Below are 17,081 nucleotides of genomic sequence, written 5' to 3' on the forward strand. Positions count from 1 at the left end.
ACCGGAGCCGGGTAGTAGTTACCGGCCCTGTGAAGCGGGTCGGGTAGTACTTGCAGGCGTCAGTCGAGGAGGAAGTGGCGGGGGCGCATGGTGCGCCCGCCGTCGCGGTAGACGTGGATGGTCACCGCCGGGTCGGGCCCGTCGTTGCGCACCTGATGCGCGTAGTCGGGCCCGAACACGCGGGACTGGCCCGCGTGCAGGTGGTGCAGCACCTGCCTCGACCCCACCGCGACCACCTCGGTCAGCGCACCGCTGACCACGGTGAACGCGCCGGTGGCCGGACCGTGGTCGTGCAGGTCGGTGCCCTGGCCGGGCAACCAGCTCAGCAACCACACCTCCTGCTCGTCGGTGGCCTCGATCAGGGCGGAGAAGCGCTGGTCGGGGTCGTAGCGCAACCGGTGCGCCCACAGCTCGCGGCGGGCGGCGGTGTCCAGCGCGATGCGCACGGGGTGCAGCGCGCCTCGGGTCTGCGGCAGGGCGATCGTGTTCTCCGGAACGGCGAACATGGTTCCTTCTCGGGGTGCTCGGGAGTGCGGGCGTCAGCGGCCCGCCGGACGCGAGTCGATCACCGAGGGAGACACAGCGCGCTGGCGACCAGGCGGAGGTCGATGTGACCCCGCCCGTCGATCATGGCGCGGAAGGACATGCCGTCGAGGGTGGCAGGCCGCCCGCGAGCGGGCAACCGAGTCCCACGAAGTGGACCCGAAACGACATCAGGCCAGCGCCGCCAGCACGTCGGCCACCAGGTCCTCGGTGTCCTCGCAGCCGGCGGACAGCCGGACCAGCCCCTCCGGCACCGGGTCGCCCCACTGCGCGCGCCGGTCCGCGCTGGTGTGCAGGCCGCCGAAGCTGGTGCTGGCCGCGACCAGCCGCGACCGCGCCAGGAACTCCGCCACCGCCGCCTCGTCGGCCAGCACGAACGTCAGCACCCCGCCGAAGCGCCGCATCTGCCGCGACGCCACCTCGTGCGCCGGGTCCTCCGGGGCGCCCGGCCAGCGCAGGCCGGTCACCGCCGGGTGCTCGCGCAGCGCCCGGTACAGCGCCGCCGCGTTCTGCGCCTGCCGCGCCAGCCGCAGGTCCAGCGTGCCCAGGCCGCGGTGGGCCAGCCACGCCTCGAACGGGCCGGGGATCGCCCCGCTGGTGGTCCGCGCGGTGCGCACCCGCTCGGCCAGCTCGACGTCCGCTGTGGACATGTGCCCCAGCACCAGGTCGCTGTGCCCGGACACGGCCTTGGTGTCGCTGCTGAGCACCACGTCCGCGCCCAGCTCCAGCGGCTTCTGCCCCAGCGGGGTCGCGGTCGTGTTGTCCACCGCCACCAGCGCGCCCGCCGCGTGCGCCCGCGCCGACAGCTCGGCGATGTCGCACACGTCCAGTCCGGGGTTGGACGGCGACTCCAGCAGCACCAGCCGCACGCCGTCGAACGGCGGGTACGGCCCGGCGGTGGGCGCCTCCAGCACCCGCACCGGCATCTCGGCCAGCAGGGTGCGGGTCAGGTAGTAGCCGTCGCTGGGCACCACCACGGTGTCGCCGGGGCTCAGCACCACGCGCAGCAGCGTCGAGATCGCCGCCATGCCGGACGGGAACAGCACGCACTCGCCGCCGTCCAGCTCGCCCAGCGCGGCCTCCAACGCGCGCCACGTCGGGTTGTGCGCGCGCCCGTAGGTATCCGCGCCGCCCAGGTGGTACGGCGCGGCGAACACCGGACCGGCCAGGAACGGCTCGCCCTCCGAGGTGGGCGCGGAGTGCACCACCCGCGTCCCGTCGCCCCGCGCGGTCACTGCCGCTCCGCCTTCGGCTCCCGGCCCAGCAGCGCCGCGGTGAGCACCCTCGGGTCCAGCCCGTCGTGGCACACCCGGTGCACGCCGTCGGTGATCGGCATGTCCACTCCCTTCCTGGCGGCCAGCTCCCGGATGGACGAACAGGACTTCACGCCCTCCGCGACCTGGCCGTGCGCGGCCCGCTGCGCCTGCGCCAGCGACTCACCGCGCCCCAGCCTCTCGCCGAACGTCCGGTTGCGCGACAGCGGTGACGCGCACGTGGCCACGAGATCACCCAGTCCGGCAAGGCCCGCGAAGGTCAGCGGGTCCGCGCCCAGCGCCGCGCCCAGCCGCGCGGTCTCGGCCAGGCCGCGGGTGATGATCGAGGCCATGGTGTTGTCGCCGAAGCCGAGCCCGGCGGCCATGCCGCAGGCCAGCGCGATGACGTTCTTGCACGCCCCGCCCAGCTCGCAGCCGATCACGTCGACGTTGGTGTAGGGCCGGAAGTAGGAGTTGGTGCAGGCCAGCTGGAGCTGCACGGCGCGGTCGTGGTCGGTGCACGCGATGACCGTGGCGGTGGGCTGCTCGGCGGCGATCTCCTTGGCCAGGTTCGGCCCGGTCACCACGGCCACCTGGTCCTCGGGCACGCCCGCGACCTCGCGGATGACCTCGCTCATCCGCTTGAGCGTGCCCAGCTCCACGCCCTTGGCGAGGCTGACCAGGGTCGCGTCCGGCGGCAGCCACGGCCGCCACGCGGTCAGGTTCTCCCGCAGCGTCTGGCTGGGCACGGCCAGCACCACGGCCCGCGCGCCGTCCAGCGCCTTCTCCGCGTCCGAGGTGGCGGTGAGGTTCGCGGGCAGCGACACGCCCGGCAGGTAGTCGGGGTTGGCGCGGGAACCGGCGATGGCGTCGGCCACCTCGGGGCGGCGCGCCCACAGCACGACGTCGGTGCCGGAGTCGGCGAGCACCTTGGCGAAGGCGGTGCCCCACGACCCGGCACCCAGCACGGCGATCCGGTCCACGTCAGACCTTCTTGCCGTAGAAGCCGTCGGGCGCCTGCTCGTGGCGGATGTCCGCGAGCAGGTCCTTGACCCGGCCCATGATCAGGTCGGTGGTCTCCCGCAGCAGCGCCAGGTTCTGCGGCTGGGCGCGCAGCGCGTCGAGGTCGACCGGCTCGCCGACCGCGGTGACCACGGTCTTGCGGGGCAGCGGCCGGAACTTCTTGCGGTAGTGGTCGTAGACGTCCCTGGTGCCCCAGCGGGCGGCGGGCAGCACCGGCACGTCGTGCTCCAGCGCCAGCCGGGCCACGCCGGTGCGCGCGGCCATCGGCCAGCCGTCCGGGTCGCGGGTGATGGTGCCCTCCGGGTAGATCACCACGACCTTGCCCGCCTCCAGCGCCTCGTGCGCGGCGCGCAGCGACTGCTGGGCGTCGGCGCTGCCGCGGTAGACCGGGATCTGCTGCGCGCCGCGCAGCACGCTGCCCAGCACCGGCACCTTCCACAGGCTGTGCTTGGCCAGGAACCGCGGCACCCGCTTGCTGCGGTGCACCAGCACCGCGTCGTAGACCGGGTCGAGGTGGGACACGTGGTTCATGACCAGCAGCACGCCACCGGTTTCCGGGATGTGGTGCGCGCCCTCGGTGCGCCACCGCGTCATCAGCGCGGTGGCCGGGTAGAAGACCGCCGCGGCGAACCCCACCCAGAAGCCGCCCTTCTCTCTGGCCACGTGCTCTCCCTACTCGTCGTGGACCTGGAGTCTTCCCCGGAGCCCCCGGCCAGGTCCAGCCGGCATCGGGGAGTATGGCGGGGTGCGCGCGGACGTGGACCTGGTGGTGCCGGTCAAGACCCTGGACAGGGCGAAGTCGAGGCTGCGCGGGGTGACCGCGGACCGGCCCGCGCTGGCGCTGGCGTTCGCCTTGGACACGATCCGCGCGGCGCTGCCGGTGGTGCGCAGCGTGGTGGCCATCACCGACGACCCGGTGGTGGTGGCGGAGCTGGCGGTGCTGGGCGTGGAGACCACCCCCGGCCCCGAGGGGCTGAACCCGGCGCTGCGGCACGGGGCGGCGCTGCTGCGGTCGCGCGACCCGCGCTCGGTGGTCGGCGCGCTGCAGGCCGACCTGCCCGCGCTGCGCCCGGAGGAGCTGCGGGCGGCGATCGCGGCGGCGGACGGGCGGGCGTTCTGCCCGGACCGCCAGGGCACCGGCACGACGCTGCTGCTGTCCGAACCGGGCGGTGACCTGGCGCCGGAGTTCGGCGTGGGCTCGGCGGCGGCGCACGAGGCGGCCGGGGCGCGACCGCTGGTGGGGCCGTGGCCGACGCTGCGCTGCGACGTGGACACCGCGGAGGACCTGGACGTCGCCGCGGCCTTCGGCTTGGGCAGGCGCACGCGCGCCGCGCTGGCCCCGGTCTGCTGACCGCGTCTGCAAGTACCACCCGACGGGGGTCGGGTGGTACTTGCAGACGCCGGTGTCAGCAGCAGGCGGAGCCGGAGCCGCAGCCGCGACCCACCAGCATCGGGCAGGCCGAGCCGTAGACGGGGTCGGGGGCCAGCGGCAGGCGCTCGCGCGGATTCTCCAACGGCCGGAACGACACCGACACCGGTCGGGTCCTCAGCGTCACGGAGGTCCCGGACGCCTGCGCGTCGTAGGCGCCCTTGGTGAGCTTGAGGATTTCCACCCCGCGAGCCAGGTCGGCCAGGAACACCCGGCCCCGGTGCCAGTACGGCGCGAACGACACCGCGCCCTCGGGCCGCCAGTAGCCGACCTGGCGCGGCGCGGTCGGGTCGGTGATGTCCAGGAACCGCGTCCCCTGCTGGTACCAGGAGTAGGCCACGATCCGCCGGTGCACGTCGAAGTAGTGCGCGGAGCAGAACGCGTCGGGGCCGGGCAGCGTGCCCTCCTGGTCGTCCGGGCTCCACACGCCCACGGTCCTGAGGTGGAACGGCCGCTCCGGGGTGGCCCGCCAGGACTCGCCGTCGCGCGAGCCCTCCAGCGAGGAGATCACGAACCGCCCCTGGTCCTCGCACGTGGGCGAGCCGAACGCCTCCTCCGTGTGCAGCAGCAGCGACCCCGCCGGGTGCTCGCGGGTCGGTCGCGGCCCGTCCGCCAGGGTCGCCCCCACCGGCCGGAACGAGTTGTGCGAGAACGACGTGGGCATGTCCGGCGGGGGCGCGGCCCCGCCCGCGTACGGCACCGGGTCGACCGCCGTGGCCTGGCGGACCCGTCCGGTCAGCGGGTCGCGATGCCAACCGCGCGTGTGGTACCCGCGCGTGCCGCCGGTGCCCGCGACCCAGGCGACGCCCTCGGCGTCGACCTGCACGTCGTGGGTCATGTGCGTCTCGCCCTGGTTGCGGTGGAGGTCCACGTGCTGGTCCAGGGTCCGCGGGTGGCGCGGGTCGCGGATGTCGGTGACGAAGACCTTGCCGGAGATCCGGTAGGGATCGGGGTCGGTGGAGGGCGTCCCGTCGTAGCCGGTCGTCCACAGGTACGAGCAGTCGTTGACGCACGTGGTGATGTGCCCGGTGCCCATCGGCGCGAAGCTGAGCAGCTCCAGGTGCGCCGGGTCCGCGGCGGAGACGAAGTAGACGCCGGTGGGCTGCCCCTCGCCCTGCTCCCGCCCGAACGCGCTGCGCTCCCGCGCCAGGAACACCAGCTTGCGCTTGGGATCGACGTCGACGTCCTCGTTCTCCCAGAAGCTCTGCTCCGGGTCGTCGCCCGGCAGCGCCAGCTCCCGCTTGGTCAGGTGGTCCAGCGGCACCGGCGCGTCGAGGTCGGTGACGTCGAAGGTCTTGAGCCCGAACTCGCCGCTGAGGAACATGACGTCCCGGTCGCGGTAGCGCAGGAAGTTGATGGAGATCGCGCCCTCGGTCTCCGGGATCGCCGCGCGCAGCTCGACGTTCCTCGACGCCGCGGGCAGGCCCGGCCGCCCGGTCTCCGCGCGCGGGGCCGCGTCCGCCGCGCCGTGGCCGGTGAAACCGACCAGCACGGCGGTGATCCCTGCCAACACCCTCATGGTCGCTCCCTTCCGCGACGGCGTCACCGCGCAGCGTGGCAGGCGGACGGGCGGGCGGACTACTGCCGATCGGCTGGCGTCGCACTGCCGATCGGCTAGCGTTGCCCGCGTGGCAGAGGCACCCCGTCCCGAGCAGGCGACCGTCAGCGCGCACCACCCGGACGGCTCCGCCACCGTGCTGCGCGACGACGGCGTTCTGGTGGAGGTGCCCGCGCGGGCGGTGGCGGCGGGCGGGTGGCGTTCGCTGCGCCCCGGCCAGCGGGTCACCCTGGAACGCGCCGAGGGTGGCCGGGTGGACGCGCTGCGCCCTCCGGTGTGACCGGGAGTTCACCTCCAGGACGGTTCCGATCAGCGCGTGCATCCCCGATCTGGGGGACAATGCCACCGTGAGCACGGACAACAGCGACCAGCAGCCGAAGCCCGCGCGACGCGCCAGAGCCCCCCGGACCACCACCTCCGCAGCAGGCGCACCGCGCAGGCGCCCGCGCCCGGCGGCCCGCCGCGGTGCGGTCCGGGATTCCTCGCAACCCGCTGCTCCCCAACCGGCCGACCCCCCGGCGGCGCCTTCGGTGGTGCACCCGGCGGCGCCCCCGGCCGTCGCCGAGGCGCCCGCCCGCGCGTTCCCGAGCTCACCGCCCGCCGAGACCGCCGCCGAGGTCCCCGCGGACCTGCCCGACGACCGCTACTTCAACCGGGAGCTGTCCTGGTTGGACTTCAACGCGCGGGTGCTGGCGCTGGCCGAGGACCCGTCCCAGCCGCTGCTGGAGCGGGCCAAGTTCCTGGCCATCTTCGCCTCCAACCTCGACGAGTTCTACATGGTGCGCGTCGCGGGCCTCAAGCGCCGCGCCGAGACCGGCCTGTCGGTGCGCAGCGCGGACGGGCTCACCCCGCGCGAGCAGCTGGCCAACATCTCCAAGCGCACCCAGGAACTGGTGGAGCAGCACGCCCGCGCCTTCCTCGACCACGTGCGGCCGGAGCTGGAGAAGCACGGCATCAGCCTGGTCACCTGGGCGCAGCTGACCGACAGCGAGCGGATGCGGCTGTCCGGCTACTTCACCGACCAGGTCTTCCCGGTGCTCACGCCGCTGGCCGTGGACGCCGCCCACCCCTTCCCCTACATCTCCGGGCTGTCGCTGAACCTCGCGGTGAGCGTGCGCGACCCGGAGGGCGGCACCGACCGGTTCGCCCGCGTGAAGGTGCCCGACAACGTGCCTCGGCTGGTGCGGGTGGAGACCGACCGCTCCAGCAGCACCGCGACGTTCCTGCCGCTGGAGGAGCTGATCGCCGCGCACCTGGGCGAGCTGTTCGCGGGCATGCAGGTCATCGAGTGCCACGCCTTCCGGGTCACCCGCAACGCCGACCTGGAGGTCGAGGAGGACCGCGACGAGGACCTGCTGCAGGCGTTGGAGCGGGAGCTGGCGCGCCGCCGGTTCGGCCCGCCGGTGCGGCTGGAAGTCGCCGACGACATGACCGAGGACATGCTGGAGCGGCTGCTGCGGGAGCTGGAGGTCGACCCGCACGACGTGGTGCAGGTGCCCGGCCTGCTGGACCTGTCGTGCCTGTTCCAGCTCTACGGCCTGGACAACAAGCAGCTCAAGGACCGGCCGTTCGTGCCGTCCACGCACCCGGCGTTCGGCGAGCGGGAGACGCCCAAGAGCATCTTCGCCACCCTGCGCGAGGGCGACGTGCTGGTGCACCACCCCTACGACTCGTTCTCCACCAGCGTGCAGCGGTTCGTCGAGCAGGCCGCCGCCGACCCGCAGGTGCTGGCCATCAAGCAGACGCTGTACCGCACCTCCGGCGACTCGCCGATCGTCGACGCGCTGATCGACGCGGCCGAGGCGGGCAAGCAGGTCGTGGCGCTGGTGGAGATCAAGGCCCGCTTCGACGAGCAGGCCAACATCAAGTGGGCGCGGGCGCTGGAAAAGGCTGGCGTGCACGTGGTCTACGGCCTGATGGGCCTCAAGACGCACTGCAAGACCGCGCTCGTGGTGCGCCAGGAGGGCTCGACGATCCGCCGCTACTGCCACATCGGCACCGGCAACTACAACCCGAAGACCGCTCGGCTGTACGAGGACATCGGCCTGCTCACCGCCGAGCCCACCATCGGCGCGGACCTCACCGACCTGTTCAACGTGCTGACCGGCTACGCCCGCCAGGACCACTACCGCAGCCTGCTGGTGGCGCCCTACGGCGTGCGGCGCGGCATCGTCGAGCGCATCGAGCGCGAGATCGAGCTGGCCCGCGAGGGCAAGCGCGCGGGCGTGCGCATCAAGGTGAACTCGTTGGTGGACGAGCAGGTCATCGACTCGCTGTACCGGGCGTCGCAGGCCGGTGTGCCGGTGGACGTGGTGGTGCGGGGCGTGTGCTCGCTCAAGCCGGGCATCAAGGGGCTGAGCGAGAACATCCACGTCCGCTCGATCCTGGGCCGGTTCCTGGAGCACTCGCGGGTGTTCCACTTCGTCGGCTGCGGCGAGCACTGGATCGGCAGCGCGGACATGATGCACCGCAACCTCGACCGCCGCGTCGAGGTGCAGGTGCGGGTGACCGACCCGAAGCTGACCGCCCAGCTGGACGAGGTGCTGGACTCCGCGCTGGAGCCGACCACCCGCTGCTGGGTGCTGCGCCCGGACGGCGAGTGGGAGGCCTCGCCCTCCGACGGCAGCCGCGTCCGCGACCACCAGACCGATCTGCTGCGCAAGCACCGCGCGTTGGGGTGAGCATTGGGTTCCACGATCCGCGCGGCCGGTGCCGTGCTGTGGCGCGACGACCGCGTCGCGGTGGTGCACCGGCCCAGGTACGACGACTGGTCGCTGCCCAAGGGCAAGCTCGACCCCGGTGAGACCGTCGCGGCGGCGGCGGTCCGCGAGGTGCTGGAGGAGACCGGCTTCCACGCCGTGCTCGGCCGCCACCTCGCGCAGGTCCGCTACACCGCGTTCGGCAAGCCGAAAACGGTGGACTACTACAGCGCCCGCGCCACCTCCGGCGAGTTCGTCCCCAACGAGGAGGTGGACGAGCTGCGCTGGCTGCCCGTGCCGCTGGCGCTGCGGCTGGTGACGCGGGACGAGGACCGCGAGGTGCTGCACGCGTTCGCGGCGGCCCCGGCGGACCTGCGGACGCTGCTGCTGGTGCGGCACGCCAAGGCGGGCAAGCGGGACCACTGGCAGGGCGACGACGACCTGCGACCGCTCAGCCCGGCGGGGTGGCGGCAGGCCGAGGCGCTGCGGTCGATGCTGCCGCTGTGGGGCGTGACGCGGGTGCACGCCGCCCCGCGCGTGCGGTGCGCGCAGACCGTGCAGGGCGTGGCGGAGGACCTGTCGGTCGAGGTGGCGCGGGAGCCGAGGCTGAGCGAGGAGGGCTACTGGCCCGACCGCGACGCGGCACTGGTGCGGCTGCTGGAGATCGCGGGCGCCGGGGGCGTGCCGGTGGTGTGCAGCCAGGGCGGGGTCATCCCGGACCTGGTGTCGGCGCTGGCCGAGCTGGGCGGCGTGAAGCTGGACGACGGCGTGCCGTGCAAGAAGGGCAGCGCGTGGGTGCTGGCGTTCCGCGAGCGGGCAGGCGGGTGGTCCACTGCGGACGAGCCGCGGCGGTGGCCGCAGCTCGTGGGCGCGCACTACGTGCCGACGGCGCTGGGCAGGCCCGGCCCCTGAGCGAGCCCCGCAGGCCCGCTCACGGGCCCGCTGGAGGCCGTTTTCGCCTCTGACGAGTTGAGGGCCCGGTGCGCGTCCGCACCGGGCCCTCGACGTGTCGGCGGGAATCGTGCCCGACCGGAATTCCGGTTCGCGCCGCCCCGCACGTCCTCCCCCGGCCTCTCGCACCGCCGGGGTTCACCGCGCCCACCCGAGTCCGCGCTCGGGTGGAATGACCGGCCCACCGGAACCGGGGTGCGCCGCCCCGATTCCGCACCCGCCCGCCGAACTCCATTCGACGGGCGGAACGGGCCACCCCTTCCGCCACCGGAACGGGATTCCCGGCGCGGCGCACGCCATTGCGGCGCCGACCGCGACCGCTCCCGCCCGTGTCGCGGGCGGTTCGGGAACCGCTTCTCCCACCGACTCCCGAACCACGGGTCAGACCGCTTTCCCGGTTCCACCGGCATCGCGCCGCGGAACCGGGCAGGCGGGTCACTTCGCCTTGGCCGCCGTGGTCTTCCTCGCCGCGCTGGTCCGCTTCGCCGCGGGCTTGGCCGCCGGGGTGGCGGCGGTGCTGTCCGCGGTGGTCGTGGTGGCCGCGGTGGCCGCGGTGGACTTGGCCGCCGTCGCCTTGGCCGTGGTGGTCCTCTTGGCCGCGGGCTTGGCAGCCGCGGGCTTGGCCGCCGTGGTCTTGGCGGCCGTGGACTTGGCCGCGGTCGCCTTGGCGGCCGTGGACTTGGCCGCGGTCGCCTTGGGCGCCGTGGTCTTCGCCGCGGTCGCCTTCGGCGCGGTCGCCTTGGGCGCCGTGGCCTTGGCCGTGGTCTTCGCCGTCGCGCCCTTGGTGGCCGGGGCCTTGGTGGCGGTGGCCGCGGCGGTCCGGCGGGTGGCCGGGGCCTTGGTCGCGGCGGCGGCGGCGCGCGTCGTGGTGGTGGCGGTGGTGCCGCGCGCGGCGCGCGCCGTGGTGGCGCGGGTGGCAGGCGCCTTCGCCGAGGCGGCCTTGGCGCCCGCCGAAGCGGCGGACTTGGCGGCCGTGACGCGCGGCAGCTTCTTGGTGCCGCTGATGACGTCCTTGAACGTCGAACCCGCGCGGAACGCGGGAACGTTGGTCTTCTTGACCTTCACGGTCTCACCGGTGCGCGGGTTGCGAGCGGTGCGGGCCGCGCGGGCGCGCTTCTCGAAGACACCGAAGCCGGTGATGTTGACCTTCTCGCCCTTGTGGACGCTGCGGACGATGACGTCCACGATGCCGTCGACAGCGGCAGCGGCGTTCTTCTTGTCGCCAAGGCGCTCGGCGAGCGCCTCGATGAGCTGGGCCTTGTTCACCTTCAGTCCCTCCCAGGACGCTCACGGCCCTAGTCGGGCCGACTGATGGCCACGGTAAGCCCATGTGGAAGGAATTACCAATCGCCACGCCAGATTTTTTGTTGTGGCGTGGGCAATTGCGCCCTGTCGAGGGACGGGTGCGCGGGCCGGAGGAGCCGGGAGGGGGCCGGATTCCCGCTGTTCGAGGGGGAATCCGGCCCTTCGGATCAGCGCGCCGGAACCGGTTCGGTGGTCGGCAGCCAGCCGGGCCTGCGCCGCTCGAACTCGGTGATGTCTTCGGCGTGGCGCAGGGTCAGCGCGATGTCGTCCAAACCCTCCAGCAGTCGCCAGCGGGTGTACTCGTCGATGGTGAAGGGGGCGGTGAAGTCCTTGGCCGCAACCGTGTTGTTGGTCAGGTCGACGGTGACCTCGGTGCCCGGCTCGTTCTCCAACAGCTTCCAGAGCAATTCGACATCGGACTGCTCGCACTGGGCCGCGACGAGTCCCTGCTTGCCCGCGTTGCCCCGGAAGATGTCGGCGAACCGCGAGGAGATGACCACCCGGAAGCCGTAGTCCATCAGCGCCCAAACGGCGTGCTCGCGGGAGGAGCCGGTGCCGAAGTCCGGGCCCGCGACCAGCACGCTGCCCGCCCGGAACGGCTCCTGGTTGAGCACGAAGTGCTCGTCGCCGCGCCAAGCGGCGAACAGGCCGTCCTCGAAGCCGGAGCGGGTGACCCGCTTGAGGTAGACGGCCGGGATGATCTGGTCGGTGTCCACGTTGGACCTGCGCAGCGGGACACCGACCCCGGTGTGCGTGGTGAACGCTTCCATGTTCCCTGTTCCTCTTCTCAGACCAGGTCGGCGGGCGAGGACAGCGTGCCGCGCACGGCGGTCGCGGCGGCCACGAGCGGGGACACCAGGTGGGTGCGGCCCCCCTTGCCCTGCCTGCCCTCGAAGTTGCGGTTGGAGGTGGAGGCGCTGCGCTCCCCCGGCTTGAGCTGATCGGGGTTCATGCCGAGGCACATGGAGCAGCCCGCCTGACGCCATTCCGCGCCTGCCGCCAGGAACACCTCGTGCAGCCCCTCGGCCTCGGCCTGGGCGCGCACGCGCATCGAGCCGGGCACGACCAGCATCCGCACGCCGTCGGCCACCTTCTTGCCGCGCAGCACCTCCGCGGCGGCGCGCAGGTCCTCGATGCGGCCGTTGGTGCAGGAGCCGAGGAAGACCGTGTCGACGTGGATGTCGCGCAGCGGGGTGCCCGGCTCCAGCCCCATGTACGCCAGCGCCTTCTCGGCCGCCACGCGCTCGTTCTCGTCGACGATCGCCTCGGGGTCGGGCACCCGCTCGCCCAGCGGCAGGCCCTGTCCGGGGTTGGTGCCCCAGGTGACGAACGGCGTCAGCTCGTCCGCGTTCAGGTGCACCTCGGCGTCGAACTCCGCGTCGTCGTCGGTGCGCAGGGTCCGCCAGTACTCGACCGCGGCGTCCCAGTCGGCGCCGGACGGCGCGTGCGGGCGGCCCTTGATGTAGTCGAACGTCGTCTGGTCCGGCGCGATCATCCCGGCGCGGGCGCCCGCCTCGATCGACATGTTGCAGATGGTCATGCGGGCTTCCATGGACAGCGCCTCGATCGCGCTGCCCCGGTACTCCAGCACGTAGCCCTGCCCGCCGCCGGTGCCGATCTTGGCGATGACGGCCAGGATGACGTCCTTGGCGGTGACACCGGGCCGCAGCGCGCCGTCGACGTTGATGGCCATGGTCTTGAACGGCTTCAGCGGCAGCGTCTGCGTGGCCATCACGTGCTCGACCTCGGAGGTGCCGATGCCGAAGGCGAGCGCGCCGAACGCCCCGTGCGTGGAGGTGTGGCTGTCGCCGCACACCACCGTCATGCCGGGCTGGGTCAGCCCAAGCTGCGGCCCCACCACGTGCACGATGCCCTGCTCGGCGTCGCCCATCGGGTGCAGCCGCACGCCGAACTCGGCGCAGTTCTTGCGCAACGTCTCGACCTGGGTGCGCGACACCGGGTCCGCGATCGGCAGCTCGATGTCGACCGTCGGGACGTTGTGGTCCTCGGTGGCGATGGTGAGGTCGGGACGGCGGATGGGCCGCCCGGCGAGGCGCAGGCCGTCGAACGCCTGCGGGCTGGTCACTTCGTGCAGCAGGTGGAGGTCGATGTAGAGCAGGTCGGGTTCAGCGCCACTCCCGTGGCGCACCACGTGTGCTTCCCACACCTTCTCCGCGAGCGTACGGCTGCGGCTCATCGCTAACTCCCAGGATCTGGACTGCCGATAGATCTGGACTTCCCAGACAGTGGGAAGTTAGTATCGGCTTGTGGGACAGCATAGCGGGATCGGCGTGCTGGACAAGGCAGTGGCCGTCCTCAACGCCGTGGCGAAAGATCCGTGTGGGCTGGCGGAGTTGTGCAACCGCACCGGTCTGCCGAGGGCGACAGCGCACAGGTTGGCCGTGGGACTGGAAGTCCACCGCCTCCTGCGCCGGGGCTCCGACGGCCGCTGGCGGCCCGGCGCGGCGCTGGCCGAGCTGGCGGGCGGCGCGACCGACCCCCTGCTCGACGCCGCGGGCTCGGTGCTGCCCCGGCTGCGGGACATCACCGGCGAGAGCGTCCAGCTCTACCGCCGGGACGGGATGCAGCGCGTCTGCGTCTCGTCGGCGGAACCGCCGAGCGGCTTGAGGGACACCGTCCCGGTCGGCGCGCGACTGCCCATGACGGCGGGCTCCGGCGCCAAGGTCCTGGCCGCGTGGGCCGACCCCGGCACCCAGCGCTCGGTGCTGGCCGACGCCGTCTACGGCGAGCGCACCCTGCTGGAGGTGCGCCGCCGCGGCTGGGCCCAGAGCGTCGCCGAGCGCGAGCCCGGTGTGGCCAGCGTCTCGGCGCCGGTGCGCGACAGCACGGGGGCGGTGGTGGCCGCCATCTCCGTCTCCGGCCCCATCGACCGCATGGGCCGCCGCCCCGGCGCCCGCTGGGCCGCCGACCTCCTGGCCGCCGCCGAAGCCCTCCAGTCCCGCCTCTGACCCTCCCCCGCGAGTCGAACGCTCAGGTACCGCGAGTCGAACGCTCAGGACCCCTGAGTTCTACGTTCGGGTTGGGTGAGTTCGCCGTTGGGGTTGTAAAAGCGCGCTCGCCGCGCGGCAGGTCGCCAAGGACGGCGGGTCGCGCCGTCCCCGTATGACCTGCCGGAGGCGAACCACACGCGTCAAGGGGCCCCGGTTCGTGTCCAGGGTTGGTTTCTGCGTTCAGGGCCCCTTGACACGTGCGGTCGGGACGAGCCCAGGTCATACGGGGACGGCGCTCGCGGGGCCCCGCTGCGCGCGCTCCGCGCGCGCCCCCTGCTGCGTCGGCAAGTACTACCCGAGGCCGCCGCAAGGGCGGGTAACTACTACCCGAGGGGCGCGACAGTGCGGGTTGGGGTGCGCGAATGTTGAGTTCAGGGTGTCTGAGCGTTCGACTCGCGGGGGCGACACGCCCGACACGCCCATAGGTGGGTGACGCCGGGGGCGGGCGTGGCCGTCCTGAGCGTTGAACTCAGGGGTCCTGAGCGTTCGACTCGCGAGAGGCGGGAGACGGGGCGGAGCCCCGCCAGGGGGTGCAGGGGGCGGAGCCCGCCTGCACGGGGTTTGGGGGCCGTACCCCCAATGCAAAATGCGAAAGATCCCTGTGCGGTCACACCGCACAGGGATCTCCCGGATCTGTAGCCCCGATGGGATTCGAACCCACGCTACCGCCTTGAGAGGGCGGCGTCCTAGGCCGCTAGACGACGGGGCCCTAGGGTTTCGCTCGGTCTTGCTGAGCTATTCGATTTTCTCTTGCGGCGGTAGCTTACCACACTCTGTTTTCTACCGCTGCAGCTGGGGTACCAGGACTCGAACCTAGACTAACTGAACCAGAATCAGTCGTGCTGCCAATTACACCATACCCCATTGGCTTTCCGATCATCTCCCCTCCAGCCGGGCTGGAGAGGGGCTGTCCGTTCCGCCGAGAGAAATACTAGACCACACCCCCGGCGGAACGGAAATCGGGGGTCAGGCGGAGGCCGCCGACAGCTCGCAGACGAGGAGTTCGGGCAGCTCAGAGAGGCTGCTGATGGCTGAGATGCCCGCGGGCAGCGCCCCTTCGCGCGGCCCCTGCCGGTTGAGCCAGACGCCCCGCATCCCCGCGTCCCTGGCCCCGATCGCGTCGGCGTGGAGGCGGTCTCCCACGTGGACGGTCTCGCTCAGGGGGACGCCGAGGTGGGCGCACGCGGTGTCGAAGATCACTCGGTCGGGCTTGGCCGCGCCGACTTCGCCCGCGATCAGGACGGTGTCGAAGTACTGGGACAGGCCGAGCGTGGCGATCTTCACACGCTGGTGCCTGCCCGAGGCGTTGCTCACAGCCGCCATCGGCAGGCCGGTGGCGCGCAGCCACTCCAGGCACGGGACGACGTCGGGGAACAGGCGCCAGCCCGACGCCAGCACCTCCTGCCGCCGCAGCTCGCGGCGGGTCGCCTCGGCCTGGTCCAACTCCTCCCCGAGCGCGGCGAAGAAGGCGCGTGTCCTGATGTTGCGCATGGTCTCGTACTCGAGTTCGCCCGCGAGCAGGCGCGCGCAGTGCTCATCGGTGATGCGCTGCCACAGCGGCCACGCGTCGGCGTTGCCGACCATCGCGGCCAGCGCGGCCCGCGACGATGTGCTGTAGTCGACGAGCGTGTCGTCCACGTCCAGGCACACCGCGCGGATCTCGCCGGTTCTCCGAGGGGTGAAAGTCGGGGCTGCGGTTGTCACCCCGTGAGGCTAGGTGCGAGCCCCCCTCGGGCGACTCGACCAAGGAGGTGATTCCTCGCGGTTCTTGCACGGTCAAGCACCGCCGGAACACCCCGAACGGGGCAGTCAGATTGCCCCGAGCGCCCGTCGCAATCGCCCGATCGAGCGATCCCGACCCAGCAACTCCATCGACTCGTACAGCGGAGGCGAGACGGTACGGCCCGTCACGGCAACCCGCACGGGGGCGTACGCCTTGCGCGGTTTGAGGCCCAGGCCGTCCACAAGGGACACCTTCAGCGCCTCCTCGATGCCTGCCGCGGTCCACTCGCCGAGGCCCTCCAGCGCCTCGATCGCCGCGTCCAGCACGGGGGCCGCGTCCGCGCCCAGCGCCTTGGCCGCCGCGTCCTCCTCCGGCGCGAAGTCCTCCTCCGCGGTGAACAGGAAGCGGACCATCCCGGCGGCCTCCGAGAGCACCACCAGCCGCTCCTGCACCAGCGGCGCGACACCGCGCAGCACGGCCAGCTGCTCCTCGCTCGGCTCGTGCGGCAGCACGCCGTCGGCGGCCAGGTACGGCAGCACGCGCTCGACGAAGGTCTCCACCGGCAGCGCGCGCAGGTGCGTGGCGTTGATCGCCTCGGCCTTCTTCAGGTCGAAGCGGGCCGGGTTCACGCTCACCTTGGACAGCTCGAAGGCGGCGACCAGTTCCTCGACCGAGAAGATGTCCCGGTCGTCGGCGATGGACCAGCCGAGCAGCGCCAGGTAGTTCAGCAATCCCTCGGGCACGAATCCGCGGTCGCGGTAGAGGAACAGGTTCGACTGCGGGTCGCGCTTGGAAAGCTTCTTGTTCCCCTCGCCCATCACGTAGGGCAGGTGCCCGAACTGCGGCGTGAAATCGGTCACGCCAATTCGCCGCAATGCCGAGTACAGCGCGAGCTGCCGCGGCGTGGACGGCAGCAAGTCCTCTCCGCGCAGCACGTGCGTGATTCCCATGAGCGCGTCGTCGACCGGGTTCACGAACGGGTAGAGCGGGTCGCCGTTGGCGCGCACCAGCACCGGGTCCGGCGTGCTGCCCGCCTTGAACGTGATCTCGCCGCGGACCAGGTCGTGCCACGACAGGTCCTCGTCGGGCATCCGCAGCCGCAGGACGGGCTCGCGGCCCTGCGCGCGGAACTCCGCCTTCTGCTCCTCGGTCAGGTCGCGGTCGTAGCCGTCGTAGCCCAGCTTCGGGTCCTGGCCCGCGGCCTTGCGCCGCGCCTCGACCTCCTCGGGCGTGGAGAACGACTCGTACAGCTCGCCCGCCTCGAACAGCCGCTTGGCGATGTCGGCGTAGACGTCGCGGCGCTGGCTCTGCCGGTACGGCGCGTGCGGGCCGCCGACCTCGGGGCCCTCGTCCCAGTCCAGGCCCAGCCACCGCATGGCTTCCAGCAGCGCGAGGTAGGACTCCTCGGAGTCCCGCGCGGCGTCGGTGTCCTCGATGCGGAAGACCACCTTGCCGCCGGTGTGCCGGGCGTAGGCCCAGTTGAACAGCGCGGTGCGGATCAGCCCCACGTGGGGCGTGCCGGTCGGCGACGGGCAGAAGCGGACGCGGACCTCTGGGGATGCGGATTCGGTGCTCATGGCCCGGTC

At 72.6% G+C, this 17,081-nt stretch carries 15 protein-coding genes and 2 tRNA genes; 5 read left to right on the plus strand and 12 right to left on the minus strand.

All coding sequences use genetic code 11. The annotated features are described in order from the left end of the window. Nucleotides 1-59: 59 nt before the first annotated feature. From JOF41_RS23820 to JOF41_RS23835, 4 genes are all read right to left on the minus strand, one after another. A complete protein-coding gene (locus tag JOF41_RS23820; protein ID WP_189222802.1) occupies nucleotides 60-506 on the minus strand; it encodes a cysteine dioxygenase in 447 nt (148 codons plus the stop codon). 207 nt (nucleotides 507-713) lie between these two features. Next, nucleotides 714-1,778 (minus strand): cystathionine gamma-lyase, encoded by a 1,065-nt coding sequence (locus JOF41_RS23825; RefSeq protein WP_189222801.1) that lies wholly within the window; start codon nucleotides 1,776-1,778, stop codon nucleotides 714-716. Continuing rightward, the gene (locus JOF41_RS23830; protein ID WP_209622093.1) at nucleotides 1,775-2,779 is read right to left on the minus strand and encodes an NAD(P)H-dependent glycerol-3-phosphate dehydrogenase; all 1,005 of its coding nucleotides are present in this window, start codon (nucleotides 2,777-2,779) and stop codon (nucleotides 1,775-1,777) included. Before JOF41_RS23830 ends, JOF41_RS23825 begins: the two co-directional genes overlap by 4 nt. A 1-nt stretch (nucleotide 2,780) precedes the next feature. After that, entirely contained in the window at nucleotides 2,781-3,482 is a 702-nt protein-coding gene (locus JOF41_RS23835; RefSeq protein ID WP_189222799.1) for a lysophospholipid acyltransferase family protein, read from the minus strand. Nucleotides 3,483-3,564: 82 nt separating this feature from the next. On the opposite strand from JOF41_RS23835, the gene cofC reads away from it, so the two are divergent. Further along, nucleotides 3,565-4,170 carry a 2-phospho-L-lactate guanylyltransferase gene (gene cofC, locus JOF41_RS23840; protein WP_189222798.1) on the plus strand — a complete coding sequence of 202 codons (606 nt, stop codon included), beginning with the start codon at nucleotides 3,565-3,567 and terminating at the stop codon, nucleotides 4,168-4,170. Between the two features lie 55 nt (nucleotides 4,171-4,225). Here the strand turns inward: cofC and JOF41_RS23845 are convergent, their stop codons facing one another. Beyond that, nucleotides 4,226-5,767, minus strand: a complete 1,542-nt coding sequence (locus JOF41_RS23845) for an LVIVD repeat-containing protein (protein ID WP_229795348.1) — start codon at nucleotides 5,765-5,767, stop codon at nucleotides 4,226-4,228. 109 nt (nucleotides 5,768-5,876) lie between these two features. Between JOF41_RS23845 and JOF41_RS23850 the strand changes: the two genes are divergently transcribed. The 3 genes from JOF41_RS23850 (at nucleotide 5,877) to JOF41_RS23860 (ending at nucleotide 9,417) form a co-directional block, all read left to right on the plus strand. After that, entirely contained in the window at nucleotides 5,877-6,086 is a 210-nt protein-coding gene (locus JOF41_RS23850) for a cupin domain-containing protein (RefSeq protein WP_189222797.1), read from the plus strand. A gap of 67 nt (nucleotides 6,087-6,153) precedes the next feature. Continuing rightward, a complete protein-coding gene (locus tag JOF41_RS23855) occupies nucleotides 6,154-8,487 on the plus strand; it encodes an RNA degradosome polyphosphate kinase (protein ID WP_372448493.1) in 2,334 nt (777 codons plus the stop codon). Nucleotides 8,488-8,490: 3 nt separating this feature from the next. After that, nucleotides 8,491-9,417: an NUDIX hydrolase gene (locus JOF41_RS23860; RefSeq protein WP_209622096.1), complete on the plus strand. Its 927-nt coding sequence runs from the start codon at nucleotides 8,491-8,493 to the stop codon at nucleotides 9,415-9,417. Nucleotides 9,418-9,891: 474 nt separating this feature from the next. On the opposite strand, the gene JOF41_RS23865 is transcribed toward JOF41_RS23860, so the two are convergent. From JOF41_RS23865 to leuC, 3 genes are all read right to left on the minus strand, one after another. Further along, nucleotides 9,892-10,722, minus strand: a complete 831-nt coding sequence (locus tag JOF41_RS23865) for an HU family DNA-binding protein (protein ID WP_209622099.1) — start codon at nucleotides 10,720-10,722, stop codon at nucleotides 9,892-9,894. Nucleotides 10,723-10,928: 206 nt separating this feature from the next. Next, complete coding sequence (gene leuD, locus JOF41_RS23870; protein WP_189222794.1) at nucleotides 10,929-11,531, minus strand: 3-isopropylmalate dehydratase small subunit; 603 nt, start codon at nucleotides 11,529-11,531, stop codon at nucleotides 10,929-10,931. A gap of 17 nt (nucleotides 11,532-11,548) precedes the next feature. Next, entirely contained in the window at nucleotides 11,549-12,958 is a 1,410-nt protein-coding gene (gene leuC / locus JOF41_RS23875) for a 3-isopropylmalate dehydratase large subunit (protein ID WP_189222793.1), read from the minus strand. A 70-nt stretch (nucleotides 12,959-13,028) separates the two neighbouring features. On the opposite strand from leuC, the gene JOF41_RS23880 reads away from it, so the two are divergent. Continuing rightward, nucleotides 13,029-13,730, plus strand: coding sequence for an IclR family transcriptional regulator (locus tag JOF41_RS23880; protein ID WP_189222792.1), 702 nt, complete (start codon nucleotides 13,029-13,031; stop codon nucleotides 13,728-13,730). Between the two features lie 678 nt (nucleotides 13,731-14,408). Here the strand turns inward: JOF41_RS23880 and JOF41_RS23885 are convergent. The 4 genes from JOF41_RS23885 to gltX all read right to left on the minus strand — a co-directional run bounded on the left by JOF41_RS23885 (nucleotide 14,409) and on the right by gltX (nucleotide 17,072). Beyond that, nucleotides 14,409-14,481, minus strand: a tRNA-Glu gene (locus JOF41_RS23885). Nucleotides 14,482-14,564: 83 nt separating this feature from the next. Next, nucleotides 14,565-14,636 (minus strand) — tRNA-Gln (locus JOF41_RS23890). Nucleotides 14,637-14,738: 102 nt separating this feature from the next. Then, entirely contained in the window at nucleotides 14,739-15,476 is a 738-nt protein-coding gene (locus JOF41_RS23895; RefSeq protein ID WP_229795347.1) for an HAD family hydrolase, read from the minus strand. Nucleotides 15,477-15,581: 105 nt separating this feature from the next. Continuing rightward, nucleotides 15,582-17,072: a glutamate--tRNA ligase gene (gene gltX, locus JOF41_RS23900; RefSeq protein ID WP_189222791.1), complete on the minus strand. Its 1,491-nt coding sequence runs from the start codon at nucleotides 17,070-17,072 to the stop codon at nucleotides 15,582-15,584. Between the last annotated feature and the right edge of the window lie 9 nt (nucleotides 17,073-17,081).

This window comes from Saccharothrix coeruleofusca (assembly GCF_017876325.1).
GTDB lineage: Bacteria > Actinomycetota > Actinomycetes > Mycobacteriales > Pseudonocardiaceae > Actinosynnema > Actinosynnema coeruleofuscum.

Bases quoted from the DNA above. Each gene is read 5' to 3' on its own strand.
- JOF41_RS23820 (WP_189222802.1), bottom strand. From the start codon at position 506: ATGTTCGCCGTTCCGGAGAACACGATCGCCCTGCCGCAGACCCGAGGC.
- JOF41_RS23845 (WP_229795348.1), bottom strand. From the start codon at position 5,767: ATGAGGGTGTTGGCAGGGATCACCGCCGTGCTGGTCGGTTTCACCGGC.
- leuD (WP_189222794.1), bottom strand. From the start codon at position 11,531: ATGGAAGCGTTCACCACGCACACCGGGGTCGGTGTCCCGCTGCGCAGG.
- leuC (WP_189222793.1), bottom strand. From the start codon at position 12,958: ATGAGCCGCAGCCGTACGCTCGCGGAGAAGGTGTGGGAAGCACACGTG.
- gltX (WP_189222791.1), bottom strand. From the start codon at position 17,072: ATGAGCACCGAATCCGCATCCCCAGAGGTCCGCGTCCGCTTCTGCCCG.